We start from the raw sequence: 21,045 nt of genomic DNA on the forward strand, positions 1-21,045 counted from the left end.
AAAAAAGCCTCTCAAACGAGAGGCTTTTTTACATTTAAGCGACTTATTCTACGGTCAGAATACGCGTGGTGTTGGTTGAGCCAATGGTGCTCATCACATCGCCCTGGGTCACGATCACCAGGTCACCAGAAACCAGGTAGCCTTTATCGCGCAGCAGGTTCACCGCTTCATTGGCGGCAACGACGCCGTCAGTTTCGCTGTCGAAGTGAACCGGTGTGACACCGCGGTACAGCGAGGTCAGATTCAGCGTACGCTCATGACGGGACATCGCGAAAATCGGCAGACCGGAACTGATACGAGAAGTCATCAGCGCAGTGCGACCGGACTCCGTCATTGCGATGATAGCGGTGACCCCTTTCAGGTGGTTAGCAGCGTACATCGCTGACATCGCAATCGCTTCTTCAACGTTATCAAACTGCACGTCAAGGCGGTGTTTAGAGACGTTGATGCTCGGGATCTTTTCAGCGCCGAGACAGACGCGCGCCATTGCCGCGACGGTTTCCGCCGGGTACTGACCTGCTGCTGTTTCTGCAGAGAGCATCACGGCATCGGTGCCGTCGAGGACGGCGTTAGCCACATCCATCACTTCCGCACGAGTCGGCATTGGGTTGGTAATCATCGACTCCATCATCTGCGTAGCGGTAATGACCGCACGGTTCAGCTGACGCGCGCGACGAATCAACGCTTTCTGAATACCTACCAGCTCAGGGTCACCGATTTCAACGCCCAGGTCGCCACGTGCCACCATCACTACGTCGGAAGCCAGAATGATGTCATCCATCGCATTCTGGTCGCAGACGGCTTCTGCACGTTCTACTTTGGCGACAATTTTCGCATCGCAACCGGCATCGCGTGCCAGACGGCGGGCATAGTTCAGATCTTCACCGCAGCGCGGGAAGGAGACGGCCAGGTAGTCAACGCTGATTTGCGCTGCGGTAATGATGTCGGCTTTGTCTTTTTCGGTCAGGGCTTCAGCAGAGAGACCGCCGCCCAGTTTGTTGATGCCCTTGTTATTGGATAGCGGGCCACCGACGGTGACTTCGGTGAAGACTTTCATGCCCTGAACTTCCTGCACCTTAAGCTGTACGCGACCGTCGTCGAGCAGCAGGATATCGCCAGGCACGACGTCAGCAGGTAGCCCTTTATAATCAATACCGACTTTTTCTTTGTCGCCTTCGCCTTTGCCGAGGTTGGCGTCTAACAGGAACTTGTCGCCAACGTTAAGAAATACTTTACCTTCTTTAAAGGTGGATACGCGGATTTTAGGTCCCTGCAGGTCACCCAAAATAGCTACATGACGTCCCAGTTTTGCGGCAATTTCACGGACTTTATCCGCCCGCAGTTTGTGATCTTCTGGAGAGCCGTGGGAAAAGTTCATACGTACGACGTTCGCACCCGCGGCGATAATCTTCTCAAGGTTGTTATCGCGGTCAGTTGCCGGGCCTAACGTGGTAACGATTTTGGTTCTGCGAAGCCTTCTGGACATGTAATACTCCGTTGACTGAAACAACTTGGTGTTGCGTGAACATTGATCCGGCCGTTCTCAAACATTAACGGTAAATGAACAACCCGGATGATAAAAGGGTAGAACATTGTTATTGCTTTTAGCGGTCATCACTCTTGATGAGTAATTCTTTATCAAAACGCGATTCCTTGAGCGCTTCCTTGACACGCTTCAAGTTATCTCTAAATTTTGCCCCTCGGCGCAAAGTAAATCCTGTAGCCAGCACATCTATCACGGTCAGTTGAGCAAGTCGAGAGACCATGGGCATATAAATGTCAGTATCTTCCGGTACATCGAGGGTAATTGCCAGCGTGGCTTCCCGTGCCAGTGGCGTACCGGGAGAGGTGAGGGCGATAACCATGGCATCGTTTTCCCGCGCTAACTGCGCCAGTTCAACCAGACTTTTGGTTCTTCCGGTATGAGAAATAAGCACAATGACGTCGTCGTCGCTACAATTCATACAACTCATGCGTTGCAGAACAATATCGTCGGAATAAATTACCGGCACGTTAAAGCGGAAAAATTTATTCATCGCGTCATGCGCTACCGCGGCGGAAGAACCTAAACCAAAGAAGGCAATTTTCTTCGCCTGGGTTAATAAATCTACCGCCCGGTTTACCGCCGCGTTATCCAGCGACTGGCGAACGTGGTCGAGGCTTGCCATCGCTGACTCGAAGATTTTCCCCGTGTAAGATTCTACGCTGTCATCCTCATCCACATTGCGATTAACATAAGGGGTGCCATTTGCCAGACTTTGCGCCAGATGCAGTTTAAAATCAGGAAAGCCGCGGGTGTCCATGCTGCGACAGAAACGGTTCACCGTTGGCTCGCTGACATTCGCTTCTACAGCAAGTGCGGCGATGCTTGAATGGATTGCCCGCTCGGGAGAGGCAAGAATAATGTCGGCGACTTTACGCTCTGACTTGCTCAAATGTTCCAGTTTTAACTGGATTTTTTCCAGCATATTCATGATGTAGGTAGACTCATGGGTCATGGGCAAAAACGATTTCAGCGATACGGGGAAACCGATACACAATTTAGTGTATAGATATTACCCCTGCTAATGCAGCAACGGGGCAAAATGGACAGAATAGTTGTTGTTTTTTTTCATTACATGATCGGAGTCGGATTTTCATACTTCGTCATGGGTACGAAAAATACGACTTTTTTATCCATTTTGATGGGTTATACGCCAATAAAGCGGCTGTTCGCGGTAACAGCACGGCTGGATAAGCGTTTACGGTTTCCGGATTCACGTAAAAGCAGTACAGTGCACTGTAATAAAATTACAACCAGTGTCTGGCAAAAGCACCAGGCACTTAATTGAGGAGAATGACATGGCGGTAACGCAAACAGCCCAGGCATGTGACCTGGTCATTTTCGGTGCGAAGGGCGACCTGGCGCGACGGAAATTGCTGCCTTCCCTGTATCAACTGGAAAAGGCCGGCCAGATTAACCCGGAAACCCGTATCATTGGGGTTGGGCGTGCCGACTGGGACAAAGCAGCTTATACCAAGGTTGTGCGCGAAGCGCTCGAAACCTTCATGAAAGAAAAAATCGATGAAGGTTTATGGGAGACCCTCAGCGGTCGTCTGGAGTTTTGTAATCTGGACGTCAATGATACCGCCGCATTTAGCCGTCTGGGTGAAATGCTGGATCAGAAATCACGTACCACTATTAACTATTTCGCGATGCCGCCAAGCACTTTTGGCGCAATCTGCAAAGGTTTGGGTGAAGCAAAGCTGAATGCTAAGCCTGCCCGCGTGGTGATGGAAAAACCGTTAGGAACGTCACTGGCAACATCGCGCGAAATTAACGATCAGGTCGGCGAGTATTTCGAAGAGTGCCAGGTTTACCGCATCGACCACTATCTCGGCAAAGAGACGGTACTGAACCTGTTGGCACTGCGTTTTGCCAACTCCCTGTTTGTGAACAACTGGGATAACCGCACTATCGATCACGTAGAAATTACCGTGGCGGAAGAAGTGGGCATTGAAGGGCGCTGGGGCTACTTTGACCAGGCCGGTCAGATGCGCGACATGATCCAGAACCACCTGCTGCAAATCCTATGCATGATCGCGATGTCTCCACCGTCCGATCTGAGCGCTGACAGCATCCGTGATGAAAAAGTGAAGGTACTGAAATCACTGCGTCGCATCGATCGTTCGAACGTGCGAGAAAAAACGGTTCGCGGTCAGTACACCGCCGGTTTTGCCCAGGGCAAAAAAGTTCCGGGATACCTGGAAGAAGAAGGTGCGAACAAGAGCAGCAATACGGAAACGTTTGTGGCAATCCGTGTGGATATCGATAACTGGCGCTGGGCGGGTGTTCCATTCTACCTGCGTACCGGTAAACGTTTACCGACCAAGTGCTCTGAAGTCGTGGTTTACTTCAAAACGCCTGAGCTGAACCTGTTCAGAGAATCCTGGCAGGACCTGCCACAGAACAAGCTGACCATCCGTTTGCAGCCTGATGAGGGTGTCGATATCCAGGTCCTGAATAAAGTGCCGGGCCTGGATCACAAGCATAACCTGCAAATTACCAAACTTGATCTGAGCTACTCCGAAACCTTCAACCAAACACATCTGGCCGACGCTTATGAGCGTCTGCTGCTTGAAACGATGCGCGGCATTCAGGCGCTGTTTGTGCGTCGAGATGAAGTTGAAGAAGCATGGAAGTGGGTCGACTCTATTACCGAAGCCTGGGCAATGGACAACGACGCACCGAAGCCTTATCAGGCCGGGACCTGGGGACCGGTTGCCTCTGTGGCCATGATTACCCGTGATGGTCGTTCCTGGAACGAATTCGAGTAAAATATCATCTAGCCCATAGGTGTTATTTTACCGGTAACATGATCTAACACAGATTGTAGAATAATTTTTGCACTTTTAAGCCTCGCGTGGATTCACCCGCGGGGCTTTTTTTATTACACTGCCTGAAACGATTTTGCCCCTGAGCTACGGCTAACAAGCGATTCAGCTGTTTTTAACCCAACTGAAACACATTGTTTTTCCAACGCTCTGACAGATAAATTTTAGGAGCCTCTATGAATCCGAATTTGTTACGCGTAACACAACGTATCGTCGAACGTTCTCGCGACACACGTTCCGCCTACCTTGCCCGTATTGAACAAGCGAAATCGACTACCGTTCATCGTTCACAACTGGCGTGCGGTAACCTGGCGCATGGTTTTGCTGCCTGCCAGCCGGATGACAAGGCTTCGCTGAAAAGCATGCTGCGTAACAATATCGCGATCATTACCTCCTATAACGATATGCTTTCCGCGCATCAGCCGTACGAACATTACCCGGACATCATTCGTAAAGCGCTGCATGAAGCCAATGCGGTAGGCCAGGTCGCTGGCGGTGTTCCTGCGATGTGCGACGGTGTGACCCAGGGACAGGATGGGATGGAGCTTTCGCTGCTGAGTCGCGAAGTGATTGCTATGTCGGCTGCTGTGGGACTCTCACACAATATGTTCGACGGCGCGTTATTCCTTGGCGTGTGCGACAAAATTGTCCCGGGTCTGGTGATGGCGGCACTGTCATTTGGTCATCTGCCTTCGATCTTTATTCCCTCTGGCCCGATGGCGAGTGGTCTGGCGAACAAAGAAAAAGTGCGTATCCGTCAGCTGTATGCTGAAGGTAAAGTCGATCGTATGGCGCTGCTTGAATCCGAAGCTGCGTCTTATCACGCACCGGGTACCTGTACGTTCTATGGCACGGCAAACACCAACCAGATGGTAGTGGAGTTTATGGGGATGCAACTGCCAGGATCCTCATTCGTGCACCCGGATGCGCCGCTGCGCGAAGCGTTGACCGCCGCTGCGGCTCGTCAGGTAACGCGTCTGACCGGCAACGGCAATGAATGGATGCCGATCGGTAAAATGATCGATGAAAAAGTAGTGGTCAACGGTATTGTCGCGCTGCTGGCGACCGGGGGCTCCACTAACCATACAATGCACCTGGTCGCGATGGCGCGCGCGGCCGGTATTCTGATTAACTGGGACGACTTCTCCGATCTGTCCGATATCGTGCCGCTGATGGCGCGTCTGTACCCGAATGGTCCGGCAGACATTAACCACTTCCAGGCGGCGGGTGGCGTGCCGGTGTTAATGCGTGAACTGCTTAATGCGGGTCTGCTGCATGAAGATGTGAACACCGTTGCCGGGTTTGGTTTATCGCGCTACACCATGGAACCCTGGCTCAACGAGGGTGAGCTGGACTGGCGTGAAGGTGCAGCGAAGTCGCTGGACAGCAACGTGATAGCCACCTTTGACCAGCCTTTCTCCCACCACGGCGGCACCAAAGTGCTGAGTGGAAACCTCGGCCGCGCAGTGATGAAAACGTCGGCGGTACCGGTAGAAAATCAGGTGATTGAAGCGCCCGCGGTTGTTTTCGAAAGTCAGCATGATGTATTACCTGCCTTCGATGCGGGACTGCTCGACCGTGATTGCGTAGTGGTTGTGCGCCATCAGGGACCAAAAGCAAACGGAATGCCAGAATTACATAAACTCATGCCGCCACTTGGTGTATTATTGGACCGTTGTTTCAAAATTGCGTTAGTTACCGATGGACGACTTTCAGGTGCTTCAGGTAAAGTGCCTTCTGCAATCCATGTAACCCCAGAAGCCTATGATGGCGGGCTGCTGGCAAAAGTACACGATGGCGACATCATTCGTGTGAATGGACAGACAGGTGAATTGACGCTGCTAGTTGATGAAGAGGAACTTGCTTCTCGTCAGCCTCATATTCCTGACCTCAGCGCATCGCGCGTGGGCACAGGCCGTGAAATGTTCAGCGCGTTGCGTGAAAAGCTGTCCGGTGCGGAACAGGGCGCAACCTGTATCACTTTTTAAGACTTATTTTGTAATCAGGCGAGAGAAAACTCTGATGAAAAACTGGAAGACAAGTGCAGAAGCAATCCTGACCACTGGCCCGGTTGTACCGGTTATCGTGGTTAATAAACTGGAACACGCAGTGCCGATGGCAAAAGCGCTGGTTGCAGGCGGCGTGCGCGTTCTGGAAGTGACCCTACGTACCGCATGTGCGATGGATGCCATTCGCGCGATCGCAAAAGAAGTTCCGGACGCTATCGTTGGTGCAGGTACTGTACTGAATCCACAACAGCTGGCTGAAGTTACCGAAGCCGGTGCACAGTTTGCTATCAGTCCGGGTCTGACCGAGCCGTTGCTGAAAGCCGCAACGGAAGGCACTATTCCGCTGATCCCTGGTATCAGCACCGTATCTGAACTGATGCTGGGTATGGACTACGGTTTGAAAGAGTTCAAATTCTTCCCTGCTGAAGCAAATGGCGGTACTAAAGCGCTGCAGGCGATTGCGGGTCCGTTCTCACAGGTCCGTTTCTGCCCAACCGGTGGTATCTCTCCAGCGAATTACCGCGACTACCTGGCACTGAAAAGCGTGCTGTGCATCGGCGGTTCCTGGCTGGTTCCGGCAGATGCGCTGGAAGCAGGTGATTACGATCGCATTACCAAACTGGCTCGTGAGGCTGTTGAAGGCGTGAAGCAATAATTGCGCAAAATGCCCGGTAATCACTACCGGGCCTGCGAATCTGTAACGGGCCATTCGGCCCGTTTTTTTATCCAGTAACTTTCACCTGTGCGGCCGCGTCTTTCGCGCGTATCACCGCATCTTCAATGCTCTGTGCTGTGGCCAGCACAACGCCCAGACGACGGCTCCCGTCGATTTCCGGTTTGCCAAAGAACCTAACTTGCATACCCGCACCTACAGCGGCCTGCACGTTATCAAACGTGATATTCTGACTGGTAAGTTGCGGCAGAATAACAGCGGAAGCAGAAGGCCCATACTGGCGGATTTCGCCAACGGGCAGACCGAGAAATGCACGTACGTGCAGGGCAAACTCAGACAGATCCTGCGAAATTAAGGTCACCATACCCGTGTCGTGAGGGCGAGGGGAGACTTCGCTGAAAATCACCTCATCACCGCAGACAAACAGCTCCACACCAAACAGTCCGTGACCACCCAGCGCCAGAACCACCTTGCGGGCAATCTCCTGCGCGCGCGCCAGCGCTAGTTCACTCATCTGTTGCGGCTGCCAGGACTCGCGATAATCGCCATCTTCCTGTCGATGTCCAACCGGCGCGCAGAAATGCACGCCATCAACGGCGCTAACGGTTAGCAGGGTGATTTCAAAATCAAAATTCACTACGCCTTCGACGATAACGCGTCCAGCACCAGCCCGACCGCCCTGTTGAGCATAGTCCCAGGCTGCAGCGAGCTGATCGGCTGAACGGATAAAGCTTTGTCCTTTACCGGATGAACTCATTACCGGTTTCACGATGCAGGGGTAGCCGATTTCAGCGACGGCTTCGCGAAAGCGGACTTCACTGTCAGCAAAGCGGTAAGAAGAGGTCGGTAGAGACAATTCTTCGGCGGCGAGGCGACGGATTCCTTCCCGGTTCATGGTCAGTTGCGTTGCTCTTGCACATGGCACAACACGCTGGCCTTCCTGCTCCAGTTTTACCAGCATATCCGTGGCGATCGCCTCAATTTCCGGCACGATATAATGTGGTTTTTCACGCTCGACGACCTGGCGTAATGCTTCGCCATCCAGCATGTTGATAACGTATGAGCGATGGGCAACGTGCATGGCTGGCGCGTCGGGGTAACGATCCACGGCAATGACTTCCACACCCAGGCGTTGACATTCAATTGCTACTTCTTTACCCAGTTCTCCCGAACCTAATAACATCACTCGCGTTGCTGCTGGACGCAGCGCTGTGCCTAATAACGTCATAAATTAATCCCCTGTTTTATCTGGGCGCAGTATATACGAAAACGTTTGCGTCTGTCTTTATTACCAGGTTGATTTCAGGGCTTAAAAAGAATATACTGTACATAAATACAGGTAATTTAAGAGGCTGCAAAATGGCGGTTGAAGTTAAATACGTAGTCATTCGGGAAGGTGAGGAAAAAATGTCGTTTACCAGCAAAAAGGAAGCCGATGCGTATGACAAAATGCTGGATACAGCAGATCTGCTCGACACATGGCTGGAGCAATCGCCGGTAGCGCTTGAAGACGAGCAGCGCGAAGCGCTTTCCCTGTGGCTGGCTGAGCAAAAAGATGTGCTGAGCGCCATTCTGAAAAATGGCAAGCTGCCTTCGCCGCAGGCTGTCGAAAACGATGCGCACGCTGGGGATGATACTCAGGCTGCCTGAAACGACTTGCGCTCCTGACGTTTTGTACCATGCTTTTCCCTGAATCATTGTGCAATCCCTGACGTTATTTCTCGTTGCTACAGGCAATCTGAATGACGAAGGGGAGATTAAGGAGAAAAGAATGTATAAAAAAAGAACGCTATTGAGCCTGCTACTGCTGTCTGCCAGCGTATCTGTATTTGCGGCAAATATGGAAAGCAAAAACGTCCAGTTCCCCAAGTGTGAGGGACTGGACGCTAACGGTATTGCGGCGAGCGTGAAACGTGATTATCAACAAAATCGCATCGCGCGCTGGGCTGACGATCAAAAGCGCGTCGGGCAAGCCGATCCTGTCGCCTGGGTAAACACGCCCGATATTACGGGCAAAGACGGGAAATGGTCAGTTCCCCTGACGGTTCGCGGTAAAAGTGCGGATATTCACTATCAGGTAAAAGTCGACTGCAAAGCCGGAACAGCGGAGTATCAGCCGCAGTAACGGAGGTATTTGCACATCTTTTGATGACCTGAACACTTCCTGACATCCCCTCGGGTACGCTTTGATGATTATTCGTCTGTACTTGAGGGGCAAAATGGCTAACTGGCTAAATCAACTACAATCTCTTCTTGGGCAAAAGGGTTCCTCCGCGTCATCTTCTGGCGAGCAAGGGCTGAGTAAACTTCTCGTTCCAGGCGCGTTAGGCGGTCTGGCAGGATTACTGGTTGCCAACAAATCTTCTCGTAAATTACTGAGTAAATACGGCACCAGCGCGCTTCTGGTGGGCGGCGGCGCGGTTGCCGGGACTGTGTTATGGAACAAGTACAAGGATAAAGTTCGCGCAGCGCATCAGGATGAGCCGCAGTTTGGTGCACAAAGCTCACCGCTGGATGAGCGAACCGAACGTCTGATTCTGGCGCTGGTTTTTGCGGCGAAAAGCGATGGCCATATTGATGCCAAAGAACGTAGCGCCATTGAGCAGCAGCTCCGTGAAGCGGGCGTGGAAGAGCAGGGCCGCGTTCTGATTGAACGCGCCATCGAACAACCGTTAGACCCTCAACGATTGGCGCATGGGATCCGTAACGAAGAAGAAGCGCTAGAAATTTACTTCCTGAGCTGTGCGGCGATTGATATCGACCACTTTATGGAACGTAGTTATCTCAATGCGCTGGGCGATGCGTTGAAGATCCCGCAGGATGTTCGTGAAGGCATTGAACAGGATCTCAAGGAACAAAAACAGGCGTTACCGGGTTAATTACTTACCGCTAAGGCGCATGTTTCGCTTGCATCATTGCTGTCTTTTGCCACCCTTATAGGATGTTTAAGCAAAAGAACAATGACATGCTACCAAAAGCTTCTCGTATTCCCCACGCCATGACGCAGCATGGCGATACTCGTGTTGATAATTATTACTGGTTGCGAGATGACACTCGCTCGCAGCCAGAAGTGCTGGATTATCTGCAACAAGAAAATGCGTATGGCCGTCAGGTTATGGCCTCGCAGCAGGCTTTGCAGGATCGCGTCCTGAAAGAGATTATCGACCGTATCCCGCCTCAGGATGCTTCTGCCCCCTATGTGAAGAATGGTTATCGCTACCGGCATATTTATGAACCGGGGTGCGAATATGCCATCTATCAGCGTCAGTCTGCCTTCAGTGAAGAGTGGGATGATTGGGACACTTTGTTGGATGGGAACCTGCGCGCGGCACACAGCGAGTTTTATACGCTGGGAGGAGTGGCGATATCACCGGATAACACCATCATGGCACTGGCCGAAGATTATCTCTCTCGCCGGCAATATGGCGTGCGTTTTCGCAACCTGCAAAGCGGCAACTGGTATCCGGAAGTGCTGGAAAACGTCGAAGCGGATCTCGTATGGGCGAATGATTCTCAGACTTTCTATTACGTGCGCAAGCACGAAACGACGTTATTGCCGTATCAGGTCTGGCGACATACAGTCGGTTCGCCATCGTCACTGGATGAGCTGGTGTATGAAGAAGCCGATGACATGTTTTATGTCAGTCTGCATAAAACCACATCATTGCATTATGTGATTATCCACATTGCCAGTGCGACCACCAGTGAAGTTTTGTTGCTTGATGCAGAACTGGCAGATGCCGAACCGTTGGTCTTTTTAGCGCGACGCAAAGACCACGAATACAGTCTCGATCACTATCAGCACAATTTTTATCTGCGCTCCAACCGTCAGGGGAAAAATTTCGGCCTGTACCGTACCCGTGTTCGTGATGAGCAAGCCTGGGAGACGCTGATCCCACCGCGTGACAACGTGATGCTGGAGGACTTTACGTTATTCACCGACTGGCTGGTGGTAGAAGAGCGTCAGCGGGGCTTAACCAGCCTGCGGCAGATTAATCGTAAAACGCGCGAAGTGGTCGGGATCGCCTTTGACGATCCGGCATATGTGACCTGGCTTGCCTATAATCCAGAGCCGGAGACATCGCGCCTGCGCTATGGCTATTCCTCCATGACTACCCCGGACACATTGTTTGAACTGGATATGGACACCGGGGAACGTCGTGTGCTTAAGCAGACGGAGGTCCCCGGATTTGATGCGGCGAATTACCGTAGCGAACACGTATGGATAACGGCACGTGATGGCACCGAGGTTCCGGTTTCGCTGGTTTATCATCAAAAGTATTTCCTGAAAGGAAAAAATCCGTTACTGGTTTATGGCTATGGCTCATATGGCGCCAGCATGGATGCCGATTTCAGCAGCAGCCGTTTAAGCTTACTGGATCGCGGCTTTGTTTACGCCATTGCCCATGTGCGTGGCGGTGGTGAATTAGGACAACAGTGGTACGAGGACGGTAAGTTTCTGCGCAAGAAAAATACCTTTAATGATTACCTCGACGTCTGTGATGCGCTGCTAAAAATGGGCTATGGCGCGCCTGAGTTATGTTATGGAATGGGAGGAAGCGCCGGGGGAATGTTAATGGGCGTCGCCATTAATGAGCGCCCGGAACGCTTCCATGGTGTTATTGCGCAGGTGCCGTTTGTCGATGTGCTGACCACAATGCTCGATGAATCAATTCCCCTGACGACCGGTGAGTTTGAAGAGTGGGGTAATCCACAGGACGAAGAGTATTACACCTATATGAAAAGCTACAGCCCGTATGACAATGTAACCGCGCAGGCGTATCCGCATCTGCTGGTCACGACGGGATTACACGATTCCCAGGTGCAATACTGGGAACCAGCAAAATGGGTGGCAAAACTGCGTGAGCTGAAAACGGACGATCGTTTGCTGCTACTTTGCACGGATATGGATTCCGGACACGGCGGTAAATCCGGGCGTTTTAAATCTTACGAAGGTGTGGCTCTTGAGTACGCTTTTTTGATTGGACTGGCGCAGGGAACACTGCCTGCTCAGGCGTGATCCAAATAGTGTTTTAGCGTTAATCGCAGTTCCGGGCTCATATTATCAAGGTTGTTAAATAACCAGCGCAGATAGCCCGGATCACGTTCAGCCACTTCTGATACCGGTTTTCCGCGGTACTTACCAAAAGTGAAAGTAGTGAGTAACGCGGGACGGCCGGTAATATCGACCATTTGATCGGCTGTCCAGCCTGACGTCTGCATGATGTCGATCAGGAGTGCCGCAGTGATATAGCAGTCGTACAGGGCGCGGTGATGGTGGAGACCCGCTGGCGTCTGGACACTCAGCTTGCGCGATTTATACAGCGCCATGTTGCTGTATTTGATCCCCGGCCACAAACGGCGGGAGAGCTTCATGGTGCAAATCCACTCCCCGGGCATATCGGGTAATACGCGGCGGTCAAAGCTGGCATTGTGCGCCACGTACCACTCGCTGCCGTAATACTTCGGGATGACGTCTTCAATCCACGGCTTATCGGCCACCATTGCTTCAGTAATGCGATGGATAGCCATCGCCTGTGGGCTGATGGGGCGGTCAGGGCGTACCAGGTGGCTCATTGGGTTGACTATTTTTCCGTCAACCACATCGACAGAAGCAATTTCAACAATGCCTCCCTGTAGACCACAGGTTTCTGTATCTATTATGCGCAACATGCCATGCTCCTGACCCAAAACGACTAGCGTAATGGAATGATATCACCTTGCCAACCCCGTGGCGTGCGTTGACCGGTTAACAGCAAAGAACCGCTGTCTGCGCGAACAATCAATCGGCCTCGCTCATCCCATAACGCGCTGCTGCCACGCGCATTGGCCATTAATACAGCTATGGCAAACTTATGCGAGAAACTCTGTAGACGAGATGTGGAGGAGAGCAATTCGGGTTCGCTAATGGACTGACTACTGGTAAACAGGGAGTAAGCCGGGTCGATATCGATACCTTCCGGCTGGCTATCCACTACGCTAATGGCATTTTGCTGTCTGGCAATACAGGCTCCGTGACTTTGATGAAACGTTAAGGGCGAGGTCATCCAGGGAGAAAAGAGCGCGATGCCTTTTACGAACCGGTTGTTATGTTCCACCGGTAGTCCCGCAATGATTGTCATACGATAAATCGCGGCGGCATGGGCGAGAGGTTCTAACAGCGCTTCATCGGGTGGGGCAGGAAGCGCGTCATGTTCATCAACACAACCTAACAAGGAGAGGGAAGGAAAGACCAGCAATTCACATTGGCATTGGGCGGCTGCCTGAATGAATTGCAGGTGATGTGCGACATGCTCGGTAACTGAGGTGTGAAGAGGTTCGTACTGCGCTGCTGCGATTTTCCAGTGTGACATAATGATTTCCTTTTCATAGTGTCTACAATCATCCTGAAAGTATAGATTAAGAATATGCTTATACTGTAGCAGCCATCATGTAAGGAATCGTAACGTAGTATAAGTTTTATTTAACTTTAGGCTCGTAAGGTAAACGTGAAAGGGAAACGGATGCCAGTCGGTGCGCGATGAGTCTTTCGCGAAACCAGTCGCGTAAATGTTCGGGCTGTTCACGCTCAACAACTTCGGCAACAACCGGCATGTTGTATCGCTCCTTAAACGCTACACCTGCAGCGGCCAGGTCAACATTGACCTTATCCATCTCCGCCTGCTCAAGTTTGGCCAGATTGATGTTCATGGGCTTCTCCTTTTCTCTGTCTTTCGGCGCGCAAAGTTACTAAGAGTGTGCATTAATGGCAAGCCATAATATAAATAGATGCCAATCAATGCAGTTGATGTAAACTAGTGACATCCACAAGGAAACGGACCTACTGAGACACCACTACATGAAAAAATTATACAGCTATATCCGCTGGTCAAGCCAGAAACAAACGGTGGGGACATCTTTAGCTAGGCAGACAGAAGCTGCACGCAATTATGCTACTGAGAATGGCTTGGAATACGCAGAAATTAGAGACGCTGGGATATCCGCATTCAAAGGTAAAAATATTACACATGGTGCTTTAGGTTCATTTATTCAAGCTGTCAAAGATGGGGTTATAGAAAAGGATTCAACCATTTTTATTGAAAACTTGGACCGACTCACGCGGAGCGGGGTAGGGACTGCACAAAAGCTATTGCTTGATTTGCTCGATCTAGGTTTGACTGTAGTAACAGGTATGGATCAGCGCGTCTATACGATGGAATCAGCAAATGAAAATCCTACAGATATGTTGATTTCATTGCTGATGTTCAGTAGAGCAAACGAAGAATCTAAAACTAAACAGAATCGCACCAACAACACTGCTAGGGCGCTTGTTGCTCGTTTTAAACAAGGTCAACCCACCAACATAAAAAACATGAGTAATGATCCGTGGTGGTTTGACTCGAGTGGTTCGAAATATGAAGCAGTTAAACCACATCCGGTTCACTGGGTTGCAGCACAAAAGGCTGTAGAGCTGTTCCTTATGGGGTGGGGTTGCTTCCGTGTCACTGTGACCTGCTCCCCGTTGATTAGTACACCCCGATGTTAGTAATGTCTTCATAAGCCACATGAGGACATCCCCATGAAGAAGCGTTTTTCCGACGAACAGATCATCAGTATTCTCCGCGAAGCCGAAGCTGGGGTACCCGCCCGTGAACTCTGCCGCAAGCATGCCATTTCCGATGCCACGTTTTACATCTGGCGTAAGAAGTATGGCGGTATGGAGGTGCCTGAAGTTAAGCGCCTGAAGTCGCTTGAGGAAGAGAACGCCAGACTCAAGAAGCTGCTTGCCGAAGCCATGCTGGATAAAGAGGCGCTTCAGGTGGCTCTTGGGCGAAAGTACTGACGACAGACCAGAAGCGGGAAGCCGTGATGTTGATGTGTGATGCGACCGGTCTGTCGCAACGTCGTGCCTGCAGGCTTACAGGTTTATCCCTGTCGACCTGCCGCTATGAGGCTCACCGTCCGGCTGCTGATGCGCATTTATCAGGGCGCATCACTGAGCTGGCACTGGAGCGCAGGCGTTTTGGCTACCGTCGTATTTGGCAGTTGCTGCGCCGTGAAGGGCTTCATGTTAATCATAAGCGCGTGTACCGGCTTTATCACCTCAGTGGCCTGGGCGTAAAACGCAGAAGACGTCGTAAAGGGCTGGCAACAGAACGTCTGCCGCTGCTCCGTCCGGCGGCGCCCAATCTGACCTGGTCGATGGATTTCGTCATGGACGCACTTTCCACCGGTCGCAGGATCAAGTGTCTTACCTGCGTCGATGATTTCACAAAGGAATGCCTGACGGTCACTGTTGCCTTTGGGATTTCAGGCGTTCAGGTCACGCGTATTCTGGACAGCATTGCACTGTTTCGAGGCTATCCGGCGACGATAAGAACTGACCAGGGGCCGGAGTTCACTTGCCGTGCTCTGGATCAATGGGCCTTTGAGCATGGTGTTGAGTTGCGCTTAATCCAGCCGGGCAAGCCAACGCAGAACGGATTTATTGAGAGCTTTAACGGACGATTTCGCGATGAATGTTTGAATGAGCACTGGTTCAGCGATATCGTTCATGCCAGGAAAATTATTAATGACTGGCGGCAGGATTATAACGAATGCCGCCCGCACTCCACGCTGAATTATCAGACACCGTCTGAATTTGCAGCGGGCTGGAGAAAGGGTCATTCTGAGAATGAAGATTCCGACGTTACTAACTGAGTGTTGTATCTAATCGTGGGGGCAGGTCAACTGCATATCTGAATTCACATTTAGACTTATATCCAGCCCCAAAACCGACAAAGAGACAGATTGATCAAGGTGTAAAAAAATGGGCAGTCCCTAACTTGGTGACGATGAGAAAAAACCCTGCATTAATGGGGGTGAAGAAACTGACAATTGAAGGTTATGAGCACAAGCTAGATGGGTATTACCCTGCGTTGGTGACGCCTGAACAGTTTGCACGTATTCAGGACATCAGAACTGGGAACAAGTTTGTACAAGGTGAACAGAAAAAAATGATCAGCCTTTTATCTGGATTAGGTGTTCTGAAGTGTGGGTTATGCGGTGGTCCTATGATTGCATATAGTCGAGAAGGTCGACTTCGCTATGTTTGTTCAAATGGAAAAATTCAGAAATCGTCCTGTAAGGTCTGGTCAGTGAACGGAAGTATTGTTGAGAATTTAACAGCCCGTGCTCTGGTGTACGGATATACGCATAGTATCCTGTTAGGAAACACTAAAACGGAAGATTTGACGCCATTAATTGAATCTAAAGAGACTGAACTGGGGTTAGTAAAGAAACAGTTAACCAATCAGGCGCAGGCGATCAGCACGATTGGACCGATTCAGGAATTAATAGAACAAGTTGCAGTGCTTTCACAGCGTGAGCAATCCCTATTATTAGAACTGGACTCCCTGAAACAGAAATTAGCTCTACAGGGTTCAGAGAACGAGTTGGATGAGTTGATCATAAAGACACTTAGCCTGTTTTCAGATGAACTATTGGGCGATGTCACCCATACTGACCGGATGCAAATCCGCGAGGTTGTAAGAAAGTGCCTACCTGAAATCACTATTTCAAAATTAAAAGACAAAGCCTTGAGAATTGATTTCAGATTTCATGACTATAGCCACATGACTTTTCAAGGGGTTATGCAGGGTAAAGAAAAATCTTATACGCTTACTAGGACGCCGCATGATCAGCTTTATACAAAGTTCGCGGCTGTTTTTTCTGATGTTCTAGAAACATCTCTAGACGCTACAGATATTGATGGATACATGGCTGCATCGGACAGGATGGTCGCCGCATTGGGGCTGCCGGAACCATTAGGAAGAGACTTTTTCTCGAAAAGATAATATTGGTCGTGGCGGTATCTGTTGCTGGTTCTGACCGCGCCAGAACGCATCAATTCCTGCCCGTATGTAACCAGAATGTCAGCGCTGCCCACTGATCCAAAGCAAAGCACTTATCAACTGGGAAGTACCTTGTTGGGTTATCGCAAAAACGGCAAAATGGCAGAAGCAAACCCGAAAAATACCACAGATTAAAAATAATCTTTGCACTGCCATGACTTGTGCGCTATTGTAATTTTGGGATTATCTACATCATGTAAACTTTCTTCGAAAAAATTTTATCCATCTTTTTTACCATTAGCCTTTGTCTGATGGGGTTTATGCTACCCGTAATTGCTTCGTTTTACGGTGGTCAGATGGTAATAACTTATACGTGTGTGTACGCGAGGGTTGTTTACATAAATAACTAACGGGGTTGTTGTGTCAGAAGAAGGAACTACTCATTCAGTACTCACACAGGCTACTCCTTACACAACCAAAGTCCATACACACGGGCGTTACAAGGTCATCACAGGTGATGTTTTCATTCGTCATGGTTACGCCTACCCGATCAACACCACCGACCAATCTGGTATTCGCCTTGATATCCTTACCCCAGTAGCAGAACAGCTTGATGCAATACTATCCATCTACAGCCGGGTTTACTTCTCTCGCTTCGATTTACGCTTACCTGAGAATACCCCAATAGACACAGGCAACAGGTGGGTAAGCGACCTGTTTAAAAAACTACGTGAACGTCTGAAGTCTAAATTAAACCGACCTGTGGGGTTGGCAGAACCGATCCTCAACTTTGCTTATGGCTGGGTACGGGAGCAAGAGAAAGCAAAACAGGTGCATTACCATTGCTGGATTGCCCTCCCGCATCGACAGGTCAGACGCCTTGGGACACCCACAAGTGGCATTGCCGGAAGCATTGTTGAAATCTGGATGGGTCTGACGGGCGGTAAAGCGGCGCTGGTGGAACTGCCAAAGGCAACGGAAAGATATCCGAATTATTACATTATCGAAAGAAATAAGCCGAAAACGCTCGAGGGGCCTTTTCTGTGGGTATCGTATCTGGCGAAAGAGCGTGGGAAGTATCAGACCGGAAATGGGGATCGGGTACACTCAACATCAAAATTGAGCAATAAAAACCATAATTGCTAAATCCTTCGCGTAACGCTCTCTACGGCCTTCAAATCAGGAGGCAGTACCTTCGCATTACCCACGCCACAAAAAACGCTCACGATAGCGCTCATTGCGTTTAACAATGCCTTCTCTCATATATCACGGCTCAACTTTTGAATATAGCACCACATCTCTATCTTTTCCACGTAGATTTAAGCTGGTGTGCGGCTCCGCTGGATTTACTGACGCCGGAATATTTCGGATTAATTGACCCGAAAATAGCCATAATTAAGCCTCACACGTTGGCAGGGCAGTATCTGAATCTTAGTGAAGACAGGTTAAATCTTACGCCTCTTTGATGTTCCAGTTTCGTTTGATAGTTGGGAGACTTAAATTCAATGCTAACGCCGCTTTGGACTGACTCAGCCCCTTAGCTCTGGCTTCCTGTACACGCTGAAGGGTATCTGACGCAACCGGACGGCCTAACTTCTTCCCTTCCTTCCTGGCTCTTACTAAACCCTCTTTTGTACGTTCAATGATGCGGGATTTTTCGAACTCTGCAAACGCAGAAAACATTTGCAGCATCAACTTCCCTTCCGCGCTGGAAAGGTTACGCACAGGCAGATCCAGTGAAACAACATCAATCCCTTTATCCACCAGCATCGTAATGGTTTGCTGCACGTCGATGTTGTCCCTTCCCAGGCGGTCCAGTTTCAATACTACAAGCTGATCCCCAGCCTCCAGTTTATGAGTCACCATATCAGCAAAGCCTTTGCGCTGCATTGCCTGTACTCCTCCTGACACGGTTTCTGATACCACCCTGTTATCATTCACCTCATAGCCAGCCTGACGAATCGCCATAATCTGGTTTTCTGTCGACTGTTCGCTGGTGGACACACGGCAATATGCAAATGTACGGCTCATAATCACTCCCCTGATTGGTATCAAAAACGGTATCATAATTAACTAATGGTATCATAATGTCAATATGCTAATTTAATGACACCAATTTAAGGTAGGGTTTACTGGTATCATAAAACGTTCGATTGTTGATACTACTCTGTTCGACGCCAGCGGTGACACCCGTATGATATTTGTAAAAGATCGAGAGTTACCTTTACGTGCGGAGAGAACCTGCCTGGCAGATCAGACAATTTGTTGATGATATTTTAAACGGAGGGTCTGAACATAACAGGGCATGTTCAGACCCTCATATCATATTTTCAGGTAACTATTTGTTATATTTTGACAATTTACTTTACTGGCATTAGAGGCTGCTATCTAGATATCCGACTCGGCTCTCCATCAGCCATAACCGTCACACAACAATTACGCCCATTATTTTTACCGTAGTACATAGCATTATCCGCTCGGGCAATTACCGAATGCAGTTCCTCATGTGCTTCCACACGGGTTAGTCCCCCCGTTACAGTAATATGCACTAGCTGCCCAGAAATAATGATCTCATAACTACTCAGGTTGCAACGGATACGTTCCGCAGCAGATTCAGCGGCCATGCGACCTTTTGTCTCCAGCAGTATAATAAACTCTTCACCGCCAAAACGGTAAAGACGCTCTGAACGGCGAGTCGCTGAACTTAACCTGCTCGCAACCAGTCTAAGCACTTCATCGCCCGCGTTATGCCCCCAGGTATCATTGATGCTTTTAAAACGGTCAATATCCAGCATTAGCACATAAAATTCGGACAGGTTTCGTCGGCAACGCTCAAGAAAGGATGGATATTCTTGGTATAACAGATGCCGTAATGGTAACCCTGTTAAGGTGTCATGCTGGTTACGGAATGTAGAGAGACTGGATCTGTAGGTCTCTATACTGTCAATAAATGCAAGTTGGCAGCCATGATACTGGCTAACCAGTTCTTTTGTCGTGGTTCCGGATACTACAGCCTGCATTAACATTCGAGTAATATTGTGCATCGCGTCGTGATTGCGGCTGATACTCAAAACCATATTTCTGTCTAGGGTATCGCCCCGCATACGCAACGTCAGCCATTCACAAAACTGACAATGAAGATGAGAATCATTATCTATTATGTTGTGATCGGTCAAATCACCAAACAAGATCAGGTACAGTAATTTTTCCCCCCGGAGATAATGCTCTTTAAGCGCCGCATTCAATGCGGATAATGAAGCATCAATATCATCAATATTAAATGTCATCGCTTACCCCTTCTGATTTGGAATAATAGAGTTTGGCGACATAGCTGAACTCAGGAAGATAGATGCTTGTCTTGCAGATAACATACAGTTTTGTAACAACCATCAGAATCAACATCTCCAAAGCAGTATGGGGGGCGACTCAACGTGTTACGAATCAGACTAACGTCACCGTAAGTATGTTATTACCACTTTCTGACGTTAATCATTTGAGATATATCATTAAATTTTCATTCCAGATGATAAAGATGTAAAAGAAGCAGGGGGCCAGTCTAAAATAATATAATGGTGAAGGGTTCTGGGGGCTGGTTCAGGAATATTTACTCCTTTTTCTTATGTTGCTTACTACGCAAATCAATTACATTATATTCTGGCGCAAATCCTCTGATGTTTTTAAGAATGTAATCCCTCTGTGAAGAGCTTAAGTCCGGGTGCTCCAATAAGCGCCTTAACGCATCCCTAAAATTTTTCCACAAGCGTCTTTCTTCATCATCCATTTCAAAAACTTCCATCAGATTAGTCTCAATACACACTAGAATAAAATATCTGGTTTGACTACCACTAAAGCATAAATTTTTTATGCTGTGGGAGGGGAGATTGAGATCCTGATCAAATATAATGAAGTACCTTTATAGTACCAATGTGCTTCAGTGGGGAATCAATATAAAATCCAAAGGGCTTCGTTTACCACGACCACATGAAAAGATGCTAGAAATCAATATTTTTTGTAACGAAAGTGAGTTATTTTCTTTTAGCCTAGACTAGGCAAGTAGATTCTTTGTAACGTAGGGCAATTGCCCCTCAGGAGGTTTACGGGTTAACCTCCTGAGAATCTTATTTATCAATAATGTTACGTTTATGAGCAGCGAGAAGCGGCCTGGCCGATCAGACAT

General features: G+C 49.4%; 20 protein-coding genes. 11 read left to right on the top strand and 9 right to left on the bottom strand.

Annotated features, from left to right (window positions below; translation table 11 throughout):
* Positions 1-43: 43 nt before the first annotated feature.
* Positions 44-1,486: a pyruvate kinase gene (gene pyk, locus SK33_RS10380; RefSeq protein WP_048217924.1), complete on the bottom strand. Its 1,443-nt coding sequence runs from the start codon at positions 1,484-1,486 to the stop codon at positions 44-46.
* A 118-nt stretch (positions 1,487-1,604) separates the two neighbouring features.
* Positions 1,605-2,474 carry a MurR/RpiR family transcriptional regulator gene (locus tag SK33_RS10385; RefSeq protein WP_003034893.1) on the bottom strand — a complete coding sequence of 290 codons (870 nt, stop codon included), beginning with the start codon at positions 2,472-2,474 and terminating at the stop codon, positions 1,605-1,607.
* 367 nt (positions 2,475-2,841) lie between these two features.
* Here SK33_RS10385 and zwf point away from each other — a divergent pair, with 367 nt between their 5' ends.
* From zwf to kdgA, 3 genes are all read left to right on the top strand, one after another.
* Positions 2,842-4,317 (top strand): glucose-6-phosphate dehydrogenase, encoded by a 1,476-nt coding sequence (gene zwf, locus SK33_RS10390; protein ID WP_003034896.1) that lies wholly within the window; start codon positions 2,842-2,844, stop codon positions 4,315-4,317.
* Positions 4,318-4,550: 233 nt separating this feature from the next.
* Positions 4,551-6,362: a phosphogluconate dehydratase gene (edd, locus tag SK33_RS10395; protein ID WP_048217923.1), complete on the top strand. Its 1,812-nt coding sequence runs from the start codon at positions 4,551-4,553 to the stop codon at positions 6,360-6,362.
* A 34-nt stretch (positions 6,363-6,396) separates the two neighbouring features.
* Positions 6,397-7,038, top strand: coding sequence for a bifunctional 4-hydroxy-2-oxoglutarate aldolase/2-dehydro-3-deoxy-phosphogluconate aldolase (gene kdgA, locus SK33_RS10400; RefSeq protein ID WP_048217922.1), 642 nt, complete (start codon positions 6,397-6,399; stop codon positions 7,036-7,038).
* A 67-nt stretch (positions 7,039-7,105) separates the two neighbouring features.
* Here the strand turns inward: kdgA and purT are convergent, their stop codons facing one another.
* Complete coding sequence (gene purT / locus SK33_RS10405) at positions 7,106-8,284, bottom strand: formate-dependent phosphoribosylglycinamide formyltransferase (protein ID WP_048217921.1); 1,179 nt, start codon at positions 8,282-8,284, stop codon at positions 7,106-7,108.
* Positions 8,285-8,415: 131 nt separating this feature from the next.
* On the opposite strand from purT, the gene yebG reads away from it, so the two are divergent.
* The 4 genes from yebG (at position 8,416) to ptrB (ending at position 12,076) form a co-directional block, all read left to right on the top strand.
* Positions 8,416-8,706 (top strand): DNA damage-inducible protein YebG, encoded by a 291-nt coding sequence (gene yebG, locus SK33_RS10410; protein ID WP_003034906.1) that lies wholly within the window; start codon positions 8,416-8,418, stop codon positions 8,704-8,706.
* A 121-nt stretch (positions 8,707-8,827) separates the two neighbouring features.
* Positions 8,828-9,181 (top strand): protein YebF, encoded by a 354-nt coding sequence (yebF, locus tag SK33_RS10415; protein ID WP_003034909.1) that lies wholly within the window; start codon positions 8,828-8,830, stop codon positions 9,179-9,181.
* Positions 9,182-9,275: 94 nt separating this feature from the next.
* Positions 9,276-9,935, top strand: coding sequence for a tellurite resistance TerB family protein (locus tag SK33_RS10420; RefSeq protein ID WP_048217920.1), 660 nt, complete (start codon positions 9,276-9,278; stop codon positions 9,933-9,935).
* A gap of 86 nt (positions 9,936-10,021) precedes the next feature.
* Positions 10,022-12,076, top strand: a complete 2,055-nt coding sequence (ptrB, locus tag SK33_RS10425) for an oligopeptidase B (protein ID WP_178317586.1) — start codon at positions 10,022-10,024, stop codon at positions 12,074-12,076.
* Here the strand turns inward: ptrB and exoX are convergent.
* The 3 genes from exoX to SK33_RS10440 form a co-directional block, all read right to left on the bottom strand.
* Positions 12,067-12,729, bottom strand: coding sequence for an exodeoxyribonuclease X (gene exoX, locus SK33_RS10430; protein ID WP_048217917.1), 663 nt, complete (start codon positions 12,727-12,729; stop codon positions 12,067-12,069). The two genes, ptrB and exoX, sit on opposite strands and share 10 nt — an antisense overlap.
* A 23-nt stretch (positions 12,730-12,752) precedes the next feature.
* Entirely contained in the window at positions 12,753-13,409 is a 657-nt protein-coding gene (locus SK33_RS10435) for a carbon-nitrogen hydrolase family protein (RefSeq protein ID WP_003034921.1), read from the bottom strand.
* Positions 13,410-13,515: 106 nt separating this feature from the next.
* Entirely contained in the window at positions 13,516-13,746 is a 231-nt protein-coding gene (locus SK33_RS10440) for a DNA polymerase III subunit theta (protein WP_003034925.1), read from the bottom strand.
* A 148-nt stretch (positions 13,747-13,894) separates the two neighbouring features.
* Between SK33_RS10440 and SK33_RS10445 the strand changes: the two genes are divergently transcribed.
* The 4 genes from SK33_RS10445 to SK33_RS10460 all read left to right on the top strand — a co-directional run bounded on the left by SK33_RS10445 (position 13,895) and on the right by SK33_RS10460 (position 18,014).
* Positions 13,895-14,581 carry a recombinase family protein gene (locus SK33_RS10445; RefSeq protein WP_247751834.1) on the top strand — a complete coding sequence of 229 codons (687 nt, stop codon included), beginning with the start codon at positions 13,895-13,897 and terminating at the stop codon, positions 14,579-14,581.
* A 33-nt stretch (positions 14,582-14,614) separates the two neighbouring features.
* Positions 14,615-15,735 (top strand): IS3-like element ISSen4 family transposase gene (locus SK33_RS10450; RefSeq protein ID WP_096147877.1). Its coding sequence is split into 2 segments (ribosomal slippage): positions 14,615-14,873 and positions 14,873-15,735, totalling 1,122 coding nucleotides; the frame shifts between segments, so codons are not numbered across the junction.
* A 161-nt stretch (positions 15,736-15,896) separates the two neighbouring features.
* Positions 15,897-16,871, top strand: coding sequence for a recombinase zinc beta ribbon domain-containing protein (locus SK33_RS10455; RefSeq protein WP_251363593.1), 975 nt, complete (start codon positions 15,897-15,899; stop codon positions 16,869-16,871).
* Between the two features lie 417 nt (positions 16,872-17,288).
* Complete coding sequence (locus tag SK33_RS10460) at positions 17,289-18,014, top strand: YagK/YfjJ domain-containing protein (protein WP_003844142.1); 726 nt, start codon at positions 17,289-17,291, stop codon at positions 18,012-18,014.
* Positions 18,015-18,320: 306 nt separating this feature from the next.
* On the opposite strand, the gene SK33_RS10465 is transcribed toward SK33_RS10460, so the two are convergent.
* The 3 genes from SK33_RS10465 to SK33_RS10475 form a co-directional block, all read right to left on the bottom strand.
* Positions 18,321-18,899: a recombinase family protein gene (locus SK33_RS10465; RefSeq protein WP_003844141.1), complete on the bottom strand. Its 579-nt coding sequence runs from the start codon at positions 18,897-18,899 to the stop codon at positions 18,321-18,323.
* Positions 18,900-19,252: 353 nt separating this feature from the next.
* Positions 19,253-20,155: a diguanylate cyclase gene (locus SK33_RS10470; RefSeq protein ID WP_003844140.1), complete on the bottom strand. Its 903-nt coding sequence runs from the start codon at positions 20,153-20,155 to the stop codon at positions 19,253-19,255.
* A gap of 317 nt (positions 20,156-20,472) precedes the next feature.
* Complete coding sequence (locus SK33_RS10475; protein WP_008322661.1) at positions 20,473-20,664, bottom strand: hypothetical protein; 192 nt, start codon at positions 20,662-20,664, stop codon at positions 20,473-20,475.
* Positions 20,665-21,045 lie beyond the last annotated feature (381 nt).

The organism is Citrobacter sp. MGH103 (assembly GCF_001034475.2).
In the GTDB taxonomy this organism is placed as follows: Bacteria; Pseudomonadota; Gammaproteobacteria; order Enterobacterales; family Enterobacteriaceae; genus Citrobacter; species Citrobacter freundii.